Genomic DNA, 16,937 nt, shown 5'->3' on the forward strand with positions numbered 1-16,937 from the left:
GATTCGGTCATCTTTGGTCAGAAACGCGCGAAGCCCCAGAACATCAGCCACCATGCGCTGTCGATGACCGCAAGCGCAACGGCAAACCATGCGAACGCGGCCGCGCGGCGCGGCAAGGCCGCATAGCGCCCCGTCACTTTCCACGCGAGCCATGCACTCCATGCGTTGGCGCCGACCAGGATCGCGATGCGTACATCGGTTGCCCAACCGAGCGGCACGTGCTCGGCACGCAGCAGCGACAGCGTCGTGGCCGACAGGCCAAGAAACACGCCCGCCCCCGCGATCGGGATCAACGCCTGCGCGAGATGATGCAGCCGCACGCGCTCGAAGCGCCCGAGCATCAGCGTGGCGCCGGCCAGCAGCACCAGCAGCGCCGTGCCGTACACGAGCCCCGTGCCGACGATGTAGCTGACGACCAGCCCGCCGTCGAGCCAGGAGAAGACGTCGTTGCGATCCGGATAATGCGTGAGCAGGAACCACGGTGCATTGGTTTCGAGCGGCCACGTGATGTCATGGTCGATCAGCCAGCCCGCGAGCCATTGCTTGATCTGCACGAACCACGGGCTGACGGTCCAGTGGAACGCACCGATCGCCACGCCGAGCAGGCCGTACAGGATCAGCGCGGTGTCCCACGGGTTCGCCTTTTGCGCGCCGAGATTCACGATTTCGTCGGACGGCGAGCGCGCCGACAACGAGATTGCATCCCGGTGCCCGCTGCAGCGGCCGCACATATGGCAGTCCGCCGCGCCCTGCATGTTGCGCAACGGCACGAGCGGCGCGCAGTTGATCGGAATCACACGATGGCCGTGCTCGCCGTTCTTGTACGAACGGCGCCATGCATCCTCGTCGACCTTGTAGCGCATCGGCGCGAGCCGCGCGAGCAGCCCGAACACGCCGTTGACCGGGCACAGGTACTTGCACCACACGCGCTTCTCGCGGCCGTACAGTACGCCGATCACGATCGCGCCGACGGTCGAGCCGCCGAGCACGAACAGCACCGCGAGCGGGTACTGGTACACGCTCACCATCTGCCCGTAGATCGTCGTGAGCCCGAACGCGACGAACGGCCAGCCACCCCACCGTATCCAGCGCGGAATCGGGCCGCCCCGGCCGAACCTGCTCGCGAATTCGGTGAGCGCGCCCTCCGGACACAGCACGCCGCACCAGACACGGCCGAGCATCACCATCGACAGCAGCACGAACGGCCACCAGATGCCCCAGAACGTGAATTGCGCGATCAGCGTGAGGTTGCTCCACAGGTGCGCGGAGTCGTCCGGCAGAGGCAACACCGCCGGCACGATGATCAGGAACGCATAGACGGCGACGACGGCCCACTGGATGCCGCGGATCAGCGCGCCGTGGCGCTGCATCCACTGGCCCGCCTGCGCGAGCCAGCCTGGTCTTGCGCCGGCGACGGTACTCATGCGGCGCGCCCCGCGGCTGCGGCCGGGCGGCGGCTCGCACGCTTCATCAACAGCCAGACCACCGCCCAGTACACCGCGTACGCAACCAGGTTGGTCAGTGCCGGGTGCGCGCGATAACCGGTCAGCGTCGCGACGAGCGAGCCGAACGTGCCCGAATCATCGAGGATCGCGGACGTGTCCCACACCTGCGAAATGCCGAGCGGCAGGATTTCCTTGTCGATCAGCTTGTCGACGCCGGTCTGGAACAGGCCTGCGCCGAGGAACAGCAGCATCACTTCGGTGACGCGGAAGAAGTGCCGCCACGAGAAGTACTTGCCGCCGAGCTGCAGCAGATAGAACGTGAAAAATGCAAGGCCGAGGCCGATCACGACCGCGAGCATCTGGCTGCCGTCGACGTGGCCCGACTGGCCGAAACCGAGACCGTACAGGAAGATCACCGTCTCGCTGCCCTCGCGCGCGATCGCAAGCGCGACCAGCACCGCGACGCCCCACCAGTTCGAATCGCGCGTGCTCTGCTGAAGCGATTGCTCCATGTCGCGCTTCAGCGTGCGGCCGTGCCGGCGCATCCACAGCACCATCTGCACGATCAGCACGCATGCGATCAGCACCATCGCAGTCTGGAAGTAGTCCTGCGCGTCACCGGACAGCACTTCGGTGAAACCGACCAGCGCGGCGCCGAGGCCCACGGCCATCAGCAAGCCGACACCGACGCCGGCCCACAGGAAAGGCAGGCCGCGGCGTGCGTCGTCGTCGCCGTTTTTCAGCCATGCATAGAGAATGCCGACGACGAGCAGCGCTTCGACGCTCTCCCGCCAGACGATGAACAAGATCTGACCCATCGATACCTCCTGACGCGCAGAACACCGGGCAGGTGAGCCTGCGCGCAGATAAAACGTGTTACTTCGCGACGATCACGCCCTGCGCCTGCTGGTGGAAATCGTCGAAAAACTTGTATTCGCCCGGCGACAGCGGCGCGACGACCACGAACGAATCGGCACCCGGGGCGAGCACCTTCTCCTTGCGCAGCTGGACGCTCTCGAATTCGGCTGCGCCCTTGCCGGTGTTCCTGATCTCGATCTTGAAGCGCTGGCCGGCCGGCACTTCGATGCGGGCGGGATTGAGCTTGCCGTCCGTCATTTCGAGCTTGAACGTCGGCAGATCGGCAGCGTATGCTGCGCCGGCAAGCCACAACGCAGCGGCTGCGGCAACGATTTTCTGGGGAATTTTCATTCTGGTTTCTCTACGCCGACGGCGCGCCGAAGCACGCCGTCCGTGATGCCGCCGATCAGTAACCGCCCTTCTTGCCGATACCGGCGAACGGGAAGTCGTACTCGAGGGTAATGGGCTTGAACCATGCGCCCACGCCCGTTTCCTTGTCGATGTGACGACCGAACGCCATGTGGCCCGTCTGCATCGGCGGCTTGACGACCATCGTCAGGTGATACTTGCCCGGGCCGTTCAGCTTCACGTTGTCGCCGTAATGCGGGCCGTCGCTCGCGACCATGCCCATCAGGTCGCCTTCAGCCTTCCACTTCGTGTCGCCCTGCTTCGTCAGCTTGTACGTGACCTGCAGGTACGGCATCCAGTCTCCTTCCGCGAAACCCGTCGGGTTGTTCTTGACCGCGTGGATGTCGGCCTCGAGGTGGATGTCGGAATCCGACGCCTTGCGCATCATTCCTTCCGGGTCCATCGTGATCGGCTGCAGGTACACCGCGCCGATTTCCATGCCGCCCTGGATCTGCTGCTTGCCGATCGGATATTCGGCCGCCGAGGCCGACATCGCGGCAAGCGCCGCCGCTACCGCAACCGTCGTGCGGATGAACGAAGAACCCAACATGGACACTCCTTGTTATTTGATCTGGAACCATGCGGACCGACCGCCAGGCCCGCCCGCCGAAAACACTAACGCGACGAATAACGTTAATGCGAACAATTCTCAATAATTGCGAAGTTTAGCACCGAACCTGTTCCGGAACAAACGACGAGCCATGTAAACCCCTGATCCGACAAGGCTTACAGGCTCGTTACCGCAAGGTTTCTGTGACGTATGGAAAGATTTACCGGCCGCCGTTGACGTGATCGCCGACGTTCGCGCCGAACACACGCTCACGCAGCAGCGCAAGCTGGTCGCGGGTCGCGGCAGCCTTCTCGAACTCGAGGTTCTTCGCGTAGTCGGCCATCTGCTTCTCGAGGCGCTTGATTTCCTTGGCGAGCTGCTTTTCCGACATGTCCTCGAACTTCGCACGCTGCTGGGCTTCCTTTAGCTCGGCGCGTGCCTCGTCCGCGTTGTAGACGCCGTCGATGATGTCCTTGATGCGCTTCACGACACCGCGCGGCGTGATGCCCATCTGCTCGTTGTAGGCAATCTGCTTCGCGCGGCGCCGCTCGGTCTCGCCGATCGCGCGCTTCATCGACTCGGTCATGTTGTCCGCGTAGAGGATCGCCTTGCCGTTCACGTTCCGTGCGGCCCGGCCGATCGTCTGGATCAGCGAGCGCTCCGCGCGCAGGAAACCTTCCTTGTCCGCGTCGAGGATCGCGACCAGCGACACCTCGGGAATGTCGAGCCCTTCGCGCAGCAGGTTGATCCCGACCAGCACGTCGAACGTGCCGAGCCGCAGGTCGCGGATGATTTCGACGCGCTCGACCGTGTCGATGTCGCTGTGCAGGTAACGCACCTTGACCCCATGGTCGGCCAGGAACTCGGTGAGCTGTTCGGCCATGCGCTTCGTCAGCACGGTGATCAGCACGCGCTCCTCGGCCTTCACGCGCGCGTTGATCTCGGCGAGCACGTCGTCGACCTGCGAGCTCGCCGGCCGCACTTCGATTTCCGGATCGACGAGCCCCGTCGGCCGCACGACCTGTTCCGCGATCTGCCCGGTCACGCGCTTCTCGTAGTCGGCGGGCGTGGCCGACACGAACACGACCTGGCGCATCTTGCGCTCGAACTCGGGGAACTTGAGCGGCCGGTTGTCCAGCGCCGACGGCAGCCGGAACCCGTAGTTGACGAGGTTTTCCTTGCGTGCGCGGTCGCCGTTGTACATGCCGTTCAACTGGCCGATCAGCACGTGCGATTCGTCGAGCAGCATCAGCGCGTCGGGCGGCAGGTAGTCGACGAGCGTCGGCGGCGGATCGCCGGGCGCCGCCCCCGAGAAATGCCGCGAGTAGTTCTCGATGCCCTTGCAGAAGCCGAGCTCCTGCAGCATCTCGAGATCGAAACGCGTACGCTGTTCGAGGCGCTGCGCCTCGACGAGCTTGCCGTCGCGGTGAAAGAACTCGAGCCGCTCGCGCAGTTCGTCCTTGATCGTCTCGACCGCGCGCATCACGGTATCGCGCGGCGTCACGTAGTGCGACGACGGATACACGGTGAAGCGCGGAATCTTCTGCCGCACGCGGCCGGTCAGCGGGTCGAACAGCTGCAGCGTCTCGACCTCGTCGTCGAACAGCTCGACGCGCACGGCCAGTTCGGCGTGCTCGGCCGGGAAGATGTCGATCGTGTCGCCGCGCACGCGGAACGTGCCGCGCTGGAAATCCTGCTCGTTGCGCGTGTACTGCATCGCGATCAGCCGCGCGATCACGTCGCGCTGGCCGAGCTTGTCGCCGGCGCGCAGCGTCAGGATCATCTGGTGGTATTCGGACGGATTGCCGATACCGTAGATCGCCGACACCGTCGCGACGATCACGACGTCGCGGCGCTCCATCAGGCTCTTCGTCGCCGACAGCCGCATCTGCTCGATGTGCTCGTTGATCGACGAGTCCTTCTCGATGAACAGGTCGCGCTGCGGCACGTAGGCCTCAGGCTGGTAATAGTCGTAGTAAGAGACGAAATACTCGACCGCGTTGCGCGGGAAGAACTCCCGGAATTCCGAGTAGAGTTGCGCGGCAAGCGTCTTGTTCGGCGCGAACACGATCGCCGGGCGGCCGAGCCGCGCGATCGTGTTCGCCATCGTGAAGGTCTTGCCCGAGCCCGTCACGCCGAGCAGCGTCTGGAACGACAGGCCGTCCTCGACCCCTTCGACGAGCGTGTCGATCGCGGTCGGCTGGTCGCCTGCGGGCGGATACGGTTGGTACAGCTGGAACGGCGACCCTTCGAAGGTCACGAATTTCGATTCGTCGAGCGCGTCGCCGGTTTCGGCATGATGTTCGGACATGGAATGCGGCCGGAGCGAGGGCAAAAGAATCATTCTAGCGCTTCGCGGCCGGGCGAACTGCTGTCGGCTCCTGACGCGCGACGACCGCCGGGAACCGCGATTCCCGGCCGAATTTCGCCGCCGAAACGCCGCCCCCGGCAGCGCGAATTCGCTACAATGTCAGGCTGCTGCGCTTTCCGGCGTCGTGCCTGCCCGCGCGCGGTCCCCGCGCCCGCCGCCCCGCCCGTTGAAAGCCTGACCCTCTTTTCACTACTGCCGAATCATCATGTCGCTCTTCTCTGCTGTCCAGCTTGCTCCCCGCGACCCGATCCTGGGCCTGAACGAAGCCTTCAACGCCGATGCGCGTCCGACCAAGGTCAACCTCGGCGTCGGTGTGTATACGAACGAAGAAGGCAAGATCCCGCTGCTGCGCGCGGTTCGCGAAGCAGAGAAGGCGCGGGTTGAAGCGGGCCTGCCGCGCGGCTACCTGCCGATCGACGGCATCGCCGCCTACGATGCGGCCGTGCAGAAGCTGCTGCTCGGCAACGATTCGCCGCTGATCGCAGCGGGCCGCGTGGTCACGGCCCAGGCACTGGGCGGCACGGGCGCGCTGAAGATCGGCGCCGATTTCCTGCGCACCGTGAACCCGAACGTGAAGGTCGCGATCAGCGATCCGAGCTGGGAAAACCACCGCGCGCTGTTCGAAGCAGCCGGCTTCGAAGTCGTTGCGTACCCGTATTACGACGCTGCCACCAACGGCGTGAACTTCGAAGGCATGCTGTCGGCGCTGAACGGCTACGAAGCCGGCACGGTCGTCGTGCTGCACGCGTGCTGCCACAACCCGACCGGCGTGGACCTGACCGAAGCGCAATGGCGGCAGGTCGTCGACGTCGTGAAGGCGCGCAACCTCGTGCCGTTCCTCGACATGGCCTACCAGGGCTTCGGCGAGAACATCGATGCCGACGCTGCGGCCGTGCGCCTGTTTGCCGCCGCCGACCTGAACGCATTCGTGTCGTCGTCGTTCTCGAAGTCGTTCTCGCTGTACGGCGAACGCGTCGGCGCACTGTCGATCATCACGTCGAGCAAGGAAGAAGCGACGCGCGTGCTGTCGCAACTGAAGCGCGTGATCCGCACGAACTACTCGAACCCGCCGACCCATGGCGGCGCCGTGGTCGCAGCGGTGCTCGCATCGCCGGAACTGCACGCTTCGTGGGTGCAGGAACTCGGTGAAATGCGCGACCGCATCCGCGCGATGCGCAACGGTCTCGTCGAGCGCCTGAAGGCAAGCGGCGTCGATCGCGACTTCAGCTTCATCAATGCGCAGCGCGGGATGTTCTCGTATTCGGGCCTGACCTCGGCGCAAGTCGATCGTCTGCGCGACGAGTTCGGCATCTACGCGGTCGGCACGGGCCGGATCTGCGTCGCCGCGCTGAACACGCGCAACCTCGACGTCGTCGCCAACGCGGTCGCGGCCGTCCTGAAGTAATTCGCCGGCACGCAAGACGGCATCTTTCGGTGCCGTCCCGCCGACGTGAAAAACGCGCTCCACGGAGCGCGTTTTCTTTTGCGGCTTACTGCATGAACCAGCCGTGGCTGACCACGACCGACTGGCCCGTGAGCGCGGCGCTCGGGAAGGCCGACAGGAACAGCACCGTCTGCGCGACGTCCTGCACCGTCGTGAACACGCCGTCGACCGTATTGCCGAGCATCACCTTCTTCACCACTTCCTCTTCGCTGATCCCGAGCTCCTTCGCCTGCTCCGGAATCTGCTTGTCGACCAGCGGCGTGCGCACGAAGCCCGGACACACGACGTGCGAGCGCACGTTGTGCTTCGCGCCTTCCTTCGCCAGCACGCGGGCCAGGCCGAGCAGCCCGTGCTTGGCCGTCACGTACGCCGACTTCAGCGGCGACGCTTCGTGCGAATGCACCGAACCCATGTAGATCACGACACCGCCGCGATCGTCCTTGTACATGTGCTTGAGCGCGGCCTTGGTCGTCAGGAACGCACCGTCGACGTGGATCGCCTGCATCTTCTTCCAGTCGGAGAACGCGTAGTTCTCGATCGGGTTGACGATCTGGATGCCCGCGTTCGACACGAGGATGTCGACCGAGCCGAACGTTTCGGCCACCTTGTCGATACCGCTGTTCACGGCGTCCTCGTTCGTCACGTCCATCGCGACGCCGATCGCCTTGCCGCCCGCCTTGACGATCTCGTCGGCAACGGCGTTCGCGCCGTCCTGGTTCAGGTCGGCGATCGCGACGGCCGCGCCCGCTTTCGCGAGCTCGAGTGCGATTTCCTTGCCGATGCCGCTCGCGGCGCCCGTCACCACCGCCACCTTGCCGCTCAAATCCGCTGCCATGCACGTCTCCTTCGATCTTGGGTCAATAAAGCGCCGGTCCGCCGCGCGGGTGCGCGATCGTCGGCGGGCCAGCCGCCATTGTGCACGATCGGCCCCGCCGTTCGCGCGCAAAACGTCTAAGCTTAAGGTCGGTTCTGTCACGCGGGAGATTCGCATGCACTATCGACGGCTAGGCCGCTCCGGCCTGCAGATCAGCGAGCTTTCGCTCGGTTCGTGGGTGACGTACGGCAACCAGGTCGACCAGCGGGCCGCGCGCGAATGCCTTGCCGCGGCACGCGACGCAGGCGTCAATTTCTTCGACAACGCCGAGGTCTACGCCGGCGGCAAATCCGAGGAAATCATGGGTCACGCGCTCAAGTCGCTCGACTGGCCGCGTGTCAGCTATATCGTGTCCACCAAGTTCTTCTGGGGGCTCGCCGAAGCGCCGAACCAGTATCACACGCTGAACCGGAAATACCTGCTGAACGCCATCGACGACTCACTGCGCCGGCTGCAACTCGACTACGTCGATCTCGTCTATTGCCATCGCCCCGATCCGAACACCCCGATCGAGGAAACTGTCTGGGCAATGAGCGACATGATCGTGCGCGGCAAGGCGCTGTACTGGGGCACGTCGGAATGGAGCGCCGACGAAATCCGCGCTGCCTGCGAGATCGCCGAACGGCATCACCTGCACAAGCCGGTTGTCGAGCAGCCGCAGTACAACCTGTTCCACCGCACGCGTGTCGAACGGGAATATGCACGGCTCTACGACGACTACGGTCTCGGCCTCACGACCTGGAGCCCGCTGGCATCGGGCCTGCTCACCGGCAAGTACCGTAACGGCGTACCGCCCGGCAGCCGCGCGCAGTTACAGGGTTACGACTGGATGCGCGAGAGGCTGATCGACCCGGCCCGCAACGATATCGTCGAAAGGCTTGGCAGTGTCGCCGCGGAGCTCGGCTGCAGCACCGGCCAGCTCGCGATCGCGTGGGTGCTCGCGAATCCGCACGTGAGCTCGGTCATCACGGGCGCGTCGCGGATCGAGCAGATCGGCGACAACATGCGCGCGCTCGACGTCGTGGCAAAGCTGACGCCGGACGTCCTGCAGCGCATCGAGGATCTGGTCGGCAACGCGTACGAATAGCAGGAGACCGTCGGCCACTCGCGTACAATACGCAGCCCGCATCGACGCCCGCCTCGCCAGCAGCGCCTGGCCGACAGCACCTGGTCGGCGGTACCCGATCAACAGGTTTTCATCGATTCAACTTTCGTTTCAGGCAGCCCGCCATGCTCAGTTATCGTCACGGTTTTCACGCAGGCAACCACGCGGACGTGCTCAAGCACGCCGTCGTCGTCCAGCTGCTGCGCTACCTGAACAAGAAAGACAAGTCGTACTGGTACATCGACACGCATGCAGGTGCCGGCGTGTACTCGCTGCGCGACGGTTACGCGGCAAAGACGTCGGAATTCGACACCGGCATCGGTCGCCTGTGGAATGACAAGAATCTGCCGCCGGTGCTGGCCGAGTACCTCGACGAAGTACGGGCACTGAACGACGACGGCGAATTGCGCTACTACCCCGGCTCGCCGTATCTCGCCTGGCGGCTGATGCGCGAGCAGGACCGCATGCGACTGTTCGAAATGCACACGACGGAAATCGACGTGCTGCGCCACAATTTCCGCGATGCGGGGCGACGCGCGATGATCTTTGCCGGAGACGGCTTCGAAGGCATCAAGGCGCTGCTGCCGCCACCGCCGCGACGTGCACTCGTGCTGATCGACCCGTCCTACGAGGACAAGAAGGATTACGCGCGCACGGTGACTTGCGTGACGGAGTGTCTGAAGCGTTTCGCGACGGGCTGCTATGCCGTCTGGTATCCGCAGGTGACCCGGACGGAATCGCAGCGTTTTCCCGAGCAGTTGAAGCGTCTGCAACCGAACAACTGGCTGCACCTGACACTGACGGTGTCGAATCCGCCCGCTGACGGACTCGGTCTCTACGGCAGCGGGATGTTCATCCTGAATCCGCCTTTTACCCTCGCCGCGAATATGAGGGAAACGCTGCCCTACCTGGTCGAAACGCTGGGGCAAGATGGCGGCGCCCGGTGCGAGATCGAGCACCGGAGCAACTGAGCGACGCGCCGACCGGCTACGGCTGGCGCGGCTGGGGTTGCGGCAACGGGAGTGGTTGACCGGCAGGCGGCGCACTCCATCCCGGAACGTTGATGTACGGCGCGACGAACACCGGAATCGACGAATTCGGCGCTTGCTCGGCCGGCGTCCGCATTCTCGCGGGCTCGACGATCGGTTCGCGCGACAACGGCGCGGTCTGCAAGATGAGTCCGCCCTTGCCATCCTGGATGCCGCGTTGCGTATCGAGAATCAGCGGCTGCGAGGCCGTCGCGGCAAAACCGGCCAGTGCGTGAATGAACAACGCGCCGGCCAGACCAACGCGCGCAAGTGATACTCCGTACCCATCAGCGATACGCAAGCGCATGATTTTGCCCTTCAGGTTGTAAAACAGGCCCATACCATAACGCCATGCGGCCGGCTTCACCAGATACATCGCACAAAAAACAAAGCCCCGTCAATACGGGGCTTGCTTTATGTCCGGCGCAATCGGCGCCTGATGGCGACTCCGATTACAGCGAGTAGCCGTTGGTTTCGAGCGAGCGGATGCGGCTCTCGAGCTGGACGATGTCCGACGACGTGGCAAGGTAAGCCTCGCGGCGTTCACGTTCTGCGGATTCGAACCAGTTGCTCAGCTTTTCGACGATGTAGGCGATCATGACGTTCTCCAAGGAAGGGGGGACCCCTGGTGAATCGGAATTCAGGGATTTCCCGTATAGGGTTATCCCGAATTATAACGATGCCGCACCAAGATGCTAGTGAAATGGTTGCATGCCAGCCATTCCAAATTGGAATGATTCGCAAGGGATATGACGCAACCCGTTGATTTCATTGAAATTGCAACATCTCCCCTGCTCGCCCCCTTGAGGCCATGCACTATTCTGGTTCGGAAACGGGGGCAGCAAGGCGCGCCAAAATCGGGCATTCGGGCCGATCGTCGCCACTGCAGTGCGCGGCCAGGTCAACCAGCGTATTGCGCATGTCGCTCAACTCCGCGATGCGCTTGTCGAGTTCGGCCACGTGCTCGAGCGCAATCGACTTCACTTCTGAGCTCGCGCGGGAACGATCTTGCCAGAGCGTCAGCAGCCTGCGGATGTCCTCGACGAGAAAACCAAGGCGTCTGGCCTGACGGATGAAGCGCAGGATGTGAATTTCGTCCGCGCCGTAGATCCGGTAGCCGGAGTCGCTCCGCTTGGCCGGTATGAGAAGACCGACCTGCTCGTAATAGCGGATCATTTTTGCGCTGACTCCGGATTCGCGCGACGCGTCGCCGATATTCATTCCACACCCTCTCGTCGAGTACGCGTTTCGATTCGCGAAGCACCGCCCTGTGTGTTCCCGGCGGCATCCTGATCGTATCAAATCATGCCGGTTCGTTCCGGGCAGGGGCCGCTCCATGGACGTTAGAGGGGGCACCGTGCCATTTCCGTCACTGGAAATGCAAAAACCCCCGCCTGATCGGGCGGGGGTTTCTGGCTTAGGGAGCCTGACGATTACCTACTTTCACACGGGAATCCGCACTATCATCGGCGTAGAGTCGTTTCACGGTCCTGTTCGGGATGGGAAGGGGTGGGACCGACTCGCTATGGTCATCAGGCAAAGAGGGTTGTTGTGCTGGCTTCGCAGCACAACCAATCTTGGAAGAAGCAGTAATTGAGGTTGTGAGCTGTATCTCACACATACGCGGCACTTCAACCGCAGTACGTCGAGTGCCTCGCACTCGACGCTCGATATCCGTAAGCGCTGAAGCGCTAACGGCTATCGAGACAGCCTTGTTATAGGATCAAGCCTTACGGGCAATTAGTATCAGTTAGCTGAACGCATTACTGCGCTTACACACCTGACCTATCAACGTCCTGGTCTCGAACGACCCTTCAAGGGGATCTAGTCCCCAGGGATATCTCATCTTAAGGCGAGTTTCCCGCTTAGATGCTTTCAGCGGTTATCTCTTCCGAACATAGCTACCCGGCGATGCGACTGGCGTCACAACCGGTACACCAGAGGTTCGTCCACTCCGGTCCTCTCGTACTAGGAGCAGCCCCCTTCAAATATCCAACGCCCACGGCAGATAGGGACCAAACTGTCTCACGACGTTTTAAACCCAGCTCACGTACCTCTTTAAATGGCGAACAGCCATACCCTTGGGACCGGCTACAGCCCCAGGATGAGATGAGCCGACATCGAGGTGCCAAACACCGCCGTCGATATGAACTCTTGGGCGGTATCAGCCTGTTATCCCCAGAGTACCTTTTATCCGTTGAGCGATGGCCCTTCCATACAGAACCACCGGATCACTATGACCTGCTTTCGCACCTGCTCGACTTGTCGGTCTCGCAGTTAAGCACGCTTATGCCATTGCACTATCAGCACGATTTCCGACCGTACCTAGCGTACCTTCGTACTCCTCCGTTACGCTTTGGGAGGAGACCGCCCCAGTCAAACTGCCTACCATGCACTGTCCCCGACCCGGATCACGGGCCAAGGTTAGAACCTCAAACAAACCAGGGTGGTATTTCAAGGACGGCTCCACCGAAACTGGCGTTCCGGTTTCATAGCCTCCCACCTATCCTACACAGATCGGTTCAAAGTCCAATGCAAAGCTACAGTAAAGGTTCATGGGGTCTTTCCGTCTAGCCGCGGGTAGATTGCATCATCACAAACACTTCAACTTCGCTGAGTCTCGGGAGGAGACAGTGTGGCCATCGTTACGCCATTCGTGCAGGTCGGAACTTACCCGACAAGGAATTTCGCTACCTTAGGACCGTTATAGTTACGGCCGCCGTTTACCGGGACTTCAATCAAGAGCTTGCACCCCATCATTTAATCTTCCGGCACCGGGCAGGCGTCACACCCTATACGTCCACTTTCGTGTTTGCAGAGTGCTGTGTTTTTATTAAACAGTCGCAGCCACCAGTTTATTGCAACCCCTTCACCCTCCTGGCGCAGGCCAGTCAAGCTACAAGGGCGTACCTTATCCCGAAGTTACGGTACCAATTTGCCGAGTTCCTTCTCCCGAGTTCTCTCAAGCGCCTTAGAATACTCATCTCGCCCACCTGTGTCGGTTTGCGGTACGGTCATCGTTAGACTGAAGCTTAGAGGCTTTTCTTGGAACCACTTCCAATTGCTTCGCTCCCGAAGGAGCTCGCGCCACACCCTTGAATCCTGCGCCCGGATTTGCCTAAGCGCCTTCTCCAATGCAGCGACCGGGACTTCCAACACCCGGACAACCTTCCGCGATCCGTCCCCCCATCGCATCTAACGACGGTGCAGGAATATTGACCTGCTTCCCATCAGCTACGCATTTCTGCCTCGCCTTAGGGGCCGACTCACCCTACGCCGATGAACGTTGCGTAGGAAACCTTGGGCTTACGGCGAGGGGGCCTTTCACCCCCTTTATCGCTACTCATGTCAGCATTCGCACTTCCGATACCTCCAGCACCCTTTACAAGGCACCTTCGCAGGCTTACGGAACGCTCTCCTACCATGCGTGCAAGCACGCATCCGCAGCTTCGGTATATAGCTTAGCCCCGTTACATCTTCCGCGCAGGACGACTCGATCAGTGAGCTATTACGCTTTCTTTAAAGGGTGGCTGCTTCTAAGCCAACCTCCTGACTGTTTTAGCCTTCCCACTTCGTTTCCCACTTAGCTATATTTGGGGACCTTAGCTGGCGGTCTGGGTTGTTTCCCTCTTGACACCGGACGTTAGCACCCGATGTCTGTCTCCCGTGATTGCACTCTTCGGTATTCGGAGTTTGCTATGGCGGGGTAATCTGCAATAGACCCCCCAACCATGACAGTGCTCTACCCCCGAAGGTGAGACACGAGGCACTACCTAAATAGTTTTCGGAGAGAACCAGCTATTTCCAGGTTTGTTTAGCCTTTCACCCCTATCCACAGCTCATCCCCTAACTTTTCAACGTTAGTGGGTTCGGACCTCCAGTACGTGTTACCGCACCTTCATCCTGGCCATGGATAGATCACCTGGTTTCGGGTCTACGCCCAGCAACTGAACGCCCTATTCGGACTCGCTTTCGCTACGCCTGCCCTATACGGTTAAGCTTGCTACTGAACGTAAGTCGCTGACCCATTATACAAAAGGTACGCCGTCACCCCTTACGAGGCTCCGACTGTTTGTATGCATGCGGTTTCAGGATCTATTTCACTCCCCTCCCGGGGTTCTTTTCGCCTTTCCCTCACGGTACTGGTTCACTATCGGTCGATCACGAGTATTTAGCCTTGGAGGATGGTCCCCCCATCTTCAGACAGGATTTCACGTGTCCCGCCCTACTTGTCGCACACCTAGTTCTTTCATACTGTTTTCGCCTACAGGGCTATCACCTGCTATGGCCGCACTTTCCAGAGCGTTCGGCTAACAATACAAATAAAGAGTGCAAGGCTCATCCCATTTCGCTCGCCACTACTTTGGGAATCTCGGTTGATTTCTTTTCCTGCGGTTACTTAGATGTTTCAGTTCACCGCGTTCGCTTCGCATGGCCTATGTATTCAGCCATGGATACTCCAAAAGGAGTGGGTTTCCCCATTCGGACATCTACGGATCAAAGCTTGTTTGCCAGCTCCCCGTAGCTTTTCGCAGGCTACCGCGTCCTTCATCGCCTGTGATCGCCAAGGCATCCACCACATGCACTTGTTCGCTTGACCCTATAACGAGTCTGTCTCATCGACAGTCGCTACAGGTTGAGTTCTCGCGTTGTGCCGTATTCCAAATTGAGCCGAACATGAAGTTCGAATCATCTTGAGATACATCGATACAATCACAACCCGGATAGTTTCCACGTCCATCTCAAGACGCTTCCGCTATCCAAATTACTTACTTCTTCCAGATTGTTAAAGAACGACAGCCGATACTTACTACGTATCACTCTGACTGGCTCAATCGCCAATGCAAAATTCTCGGTTCGCTTTCGAACCAAGCACTTCGCATTGAAGATTGTGGTGGAGGCAGACGGGATCGAACCGACGACCCCCTGCTTGCAAAGCAGGTGCTCTCCCAGCTGAGCTATGCCCCCATGTGTACAGATTTGCCTCAGGTGTACTAACGCCAGACAATGGTGGGTCTGGTTGGATTCGAACCAACGACCCCCGCCTTATCAAGACGGTGCTCTAACCGACTGAGCTACAGACCCCTGAGTCTGTCTCTAATTTACAGCCGATAAGCGTGAGCGCTCAACTTTGCGAGAAGCTCTGGAAAGGAGGTGATCCAGCCGCACCTTCCGATACGGCTACCTTGTTACGACTTCACCCCAGTCATGAATCCTACCGTGGTGACCGTCCTCCTTGCGGTTAGACTAGCCACTTCTGGTAAAACCCACTCCCATGGTGTGACGGGCGGTGTGTACAAGACCCGGGAACGTATTCACCGCGGCATGCTGATCCGCGATTACTAGCGATTCCAGCTTCATGCACTCGAGTTGCAGAGTGCAATCCGGACTACGATCGGTTTTCTGGGATTAGCTCCCCCTCGCGGGTTGGCGACCCTCTGTTCCGACCATTGTATGACGTGTGAAGCCCTACCCATAAGGGCCATGAGGACTTGACGTCATCCCCACCTTCCTCCGGTTTGTCACCGGCAGTCTCCTTAGAGTGCTCTTGCGTAGCAACTAAGGACAAGGGTTGCGCTCGTTGCGGGACTTAACCCAACATCTCACGACACGAGCTGACGACAGCCATGCAGCACCTGTGCGCCGGTTCTCTTTCGAGCACTCCCGAATCTCTTCAGGATTCCGACCATGTCAAGGGTAGGTAAGGTTTTTCGCGTTGCATCGAATTAATCCACATCATCCACCGCTTGTGCGGGTCCCCGTCAATTCCTTTGAGTTTTAATCTTGCGACCGTACTCCCCAGGCGGTCAACTTCACGCGTTAGCTACGTTACTAAGGAAATGAATCCCCAACAACTAGTTGACATCGTTTAGGGCGTGGACTACCAGGGTATCTAATCCTGTTTGCTCCCCACGCTTTCGTGCATGAGCGTCAGTATTGGCCCAGGGGGCTGCCTTCGCCATCGGTATTCCTCCACATCTCTACGCATTTCACTGCTACACGTGGAATTCTACCCCCCTCTGCCATACTCTAGCCCGCCAGTCACCAATGCAGTTCCCAGGTTGAGCCCGGGGATTTCACATCGGTCTTAGCGAACCGCCTGCGCACGCTTTACGCCCAGTAATTCCGATTAACGCTCGCACCCTACGTATTACCGCGGCTGCTGGCACGTAGTTAGCCGGTGCTTATTCTTCCGGTACCGTCATCCCCCGATCGTATTAGGACCAGGGATTTCTTTCCGGACAAAAGTGCTTTACAACCCGAAGGCCTTCTTCACACACGCGGCATTGCTGGATCAGGGTTGCCCCCATTGTCCAAAATTCCCCACTGCTGCCTCCCGTAGGAGTCTGGGCCGTGTCTCAGTCCCAGTGTGGCTGGTCGTCCTCTCAGACCAGCTACTGATCGTCGCCTTGGTAGGCCTTTACCCCACCAACTAGCTAATCAGCCATCGGCCAACCCTATAGCGCGAGGCCCGAAGGTCCCCCGCTTTCATCCGTGGATCGTATGCGGTATTAATCCGGCTTTCGCCGGGCTATCCCCCACTACAGGACATGTTCCGATGTATTACTCACCCGTTCGCCACTCGCCACCAGGTGCAAGCACCCGTGCTGCCGTTCGACTTGCATGTGTAAGGCATGCCGCCAGCGTTCAATCTGAGCCAGGATCAAACTCTTCAGTTCAAACCTGTTACTGTTTTCGGTTCCGTAGAACCGGTCGCTCACTCAAAGCTGACAGGTAAATGAATTACTTCATAAACCTGACTTACTTTAGTGTGAGACTCTTGATACTTTCGCTATCTGATCCGAGGATCAGCTCGCTGTCATCAAGCGCCCACACTTATCGGCTGTTAATTT

General features: G+C 60.5%; 12 protein-coding genes, 2 tRNA genes and 3 rRNA genes. 3 read left to right on the top strand and 14 right to left on the bottom strand.

Translation table 11 applies throughout. The features are described 5' to 3' along the window. Nucleotides 1-17: 17 nt before the first annotated feature. From WT26_RS15480 to uvrB, 5 genes are all read right to left on the bottom strand, one after another. On the bottom strand, nt 18-1,424 hold the full coding sequence (locus WT26_RS15480) for a 4Fe-4S binding protein (RefSeq protein ID WP_069273207.1): 1,407 nt from the start codon (nt 1,422-1,424) through the stop codon (nt 18-20). Further along, complete coding sequence (locus tag WT26_RS15485; RefSeq protein WP_069273208.1) at nt 1,421-2,263, bottom strand: FTR1 family iron permease; 843 nt, start codon at nt 2,261-2,263, stop codon at nt 1,421-1,423. The genes WT26_RS15480 and WT26_RS15485 overlap by 4 nt, the downstream gene beginning before the upstream one ends. Before the next feature lie 58 nt (nt 2,264-2,321). Beyond that, on the bottom strand, nt 2,322-2,654 hold the full coding sequence (locus WT26_RS15490; RefSeq protein ID WP_059528363.1) for a cupredoxin domain-containing protein: 333 nt from the start codon (nt 2,652-2,654) through the stop codon (nt 2,322-2,324). A 55-nt stretch (nt 2,655-2,709) separates the two neighbouring features. Then, nucleotides 2,710-3,261 (bottom strand): iron transporter, encoded by a 552-nt coding sequence (locus WT26_RS15495; protein ID WP_021163417.1) that lies wholly within the window; start codon nt 3,259-3,261, stop codon nt 2,710-2,712. 220 nt (nt 3,262-3,481) lie between these two features. Continuing rightward, nucleotides 3,482-5,572 carry an excinuclease ABC subunit UvrB gene (uvrB, locus tag WT26_RS15500; protein WP_059665986.1) on the bottom strand — a complete coding sequence of 697 codons (2,091 nt, stop codon included), beginning with the start codon at nt 5,570-5,572 and terminating at the stop codon, nt 3,482-3,484. A 265-nt stretch (nt 5,573-5,837) separates the two neighbouring features. On the opposite strand from uvrB, the gene WT26_RS15505 reads away from it, so the two are divergent. Continuing rightward, nucleotides 5,838-7,037 (top strand): amino acid aminotransferase, encoded by a 1,200-nt coding sequence (locus WT26_RS15505; RefSeq protein WP_069273209.1) that lies wholly within the window; start codon nt 5,838-5,840, stop codon nt 7,035-7,037. 85 nt (nt 7,038-7,122) lie between these two features. On the opposite strand, the gene WT26_RS15510 is transcribed toward WT26_RS15505, so the two are convergent. Further along, entirely contained in the window at nt 7,123-7,911 is a 789-nt protein-coding gene (locus WT26_RS15510; RefSeq protein ID WP_069273210.1) for a 3-hydroxybutyrate dehydrogenase, read from the bottom strand. A gap of 154 nt (nt 7,912-8,065) precedes the next feature. On the opposite strand from WT26_RS15510, the gene WT26_RS15515 reads away from it, so the two are divergent. Further along, complete coding sequence (locus tag WT26_RS15515; protein ID WP_069273211.1) at nt 8,066-9,037, top strand: potassium channel beta subunit family protein; 972 nt, start codon at nt 8,066-8,068, stop codon at nt 9,035-9,037. A gap of 143 nt (nt 9,038-9,180) precedes the next feature. After that, on the top strand, nt 9,181-10,026 hold the full coding sequence (locus WT26_RS15520; protein ID WP_069273212.1) for a 23S rRNA (adenine(2030)-N(6))-methyltransferase RlmJ: 846 nt from the start codon (nt 9,181-9,183) through the stop codon (nt 10,024-10,026). A 16-nt stretch (nt 10,027-10,042) separates the two neighbouring features. Here WT26_RS15520 and WT26_RS15525 read toward each other — a convergent pair whose 3' ends face one another. From WT26_RS15525 to WT26_RS15555, 8 genes are all read right to left on the bottom strand, one after another. Next, nucleotides 10,043-10,423 carry a hypothetical protein gene (locus tag WT26_RS15525; protein WP_042584679.1) on the bottom strand — a complete coding sequence of 127 codons (381 nt, stop codon included), beginning with the start codon at nt 10,421-10,423 and terminating at the stop codon, nt 10,043-10,045. 112 nt (nt 10,424-10,535) lie between these two features. Next, nucleotides 10,536-10,682: a DUF3563 family protein gene (locus WT26_RS35815; RefSeq protein WP_006478295.1), complete on the bottom strand. Its 147-nt coding sequence runs from the start codon at nt 10,680-10,682 to the stop codon at nt 10,536-10,538. Nucleotides 10,683-10,899: 217 nt separating this feature from the next. Next, nucleotides 10,900-11,304: a Cu(I)-responsive transcriptional regulator gene (gene cueR / locus WT26_RS15530; protein WP_069273213.1), complete on the bottom strand. Its 405-nt coding sequence runs from the start codon at nt 11,302-11,304 to the stop codon at nt 10,900-10,902. Nucleotides 11,305-11,507: 203 nt separating this feature from the next. After that, nucleotides 11,508-11,620: ribosomal RNA gene (gene rrf / locus WT26_RS15535) — 5S ribosomal RNA — on the bottom strand. Between the two features lie 182 nt (nt 11,621-11,802). Next, nucleotides 11,803-14,683, bottom strand: a 23S ribosomal RNA gene (locus WT26_RS15540). A gap of 292 nt (nt 14,684-14,975) precedes the next feature. After that, a tRNA-Ala gene (locus WT26_RS15545) sits at nt 14,976-15,051 on the bottom strand. 40 nt (nt 15,052-15,091) lie between these two features. Beyond that, nucleotides 15,092-15,168: transfer RNA gene (locus tag WT26_RS15550), tRNA-Ile, on the bottom strand. Between the two features lie 62 nt (nt 15,169-15,230). Further along, nucleotides 15,231-16,763: ribosomal RNA gene (locus WT26_RS15555) — 16S ribosomal RNA — on the bottom strand. The 16S, 23S and 5S rRNA genes sit together here with 2 tRNA genes alongside, the layout of an rRNA operon. Nucleotides 16,764-16,937: the final 174 nt, after the last annotated feature.

The sequence above is a fragment of the Burkholderia cepacia genome (genome assembly GCF_001718835.1).
In the GTDB taxonomy this organism is placed as follows: Bacteria; Pseudomonadota; Gammaproteobacteria; order Burkholderiales; family Burkholderiaceae; genus Burkholderia; species Burkholderia cepacia_F.